General features: G+C 45.5%; 1 pseudogene. It reads left to right on the forward strand.

Annotated features, from left to right (window positions below):
- Positions 1-277 (forward strand): annotated as a pseudogene (locus AAEZ02_RS22355) (malate synthase G); the annotation flags it as partial.

A 277-nucleotide genomic window follows, 5' to 3' on the forward strand; every position in this document is an offset into this window, starting at 1 on the left:
GATAGAAGATGCGCTCAAGCTTCCGCGTAATACGATTAAGGTAGGCATTATGGATGAAGAGCGTAGAACGACACTGAATTTAAAAGAGTGCATTAGGGCTGCGAAAGATCGCGTCGTGTTTATTAATACCGGCTTTCTTGACCGTACGGGTGATGAGTTGCATACCTCAATGCTAGCGGGCGCGTTTGTGCCTAAATCGGTGATGAAGCAGCAAAAGTGGATTAGTGCTTACGAAGATTGGAATGTCGATATTGGGCTTGAATGTGGCTTACAAGGT

The sequence above is a fragment of the Shewanella sp. T24-MNA-CIBAN-0130 genome (assembly GCF_040310185.1).
Classification (GTDB): Bacteria; Pseudomonadota; Gammaproteobacteria; order Enterobacterales; family Shewanellaceae; genus Shewanella; species Shewanella psychromarinicola.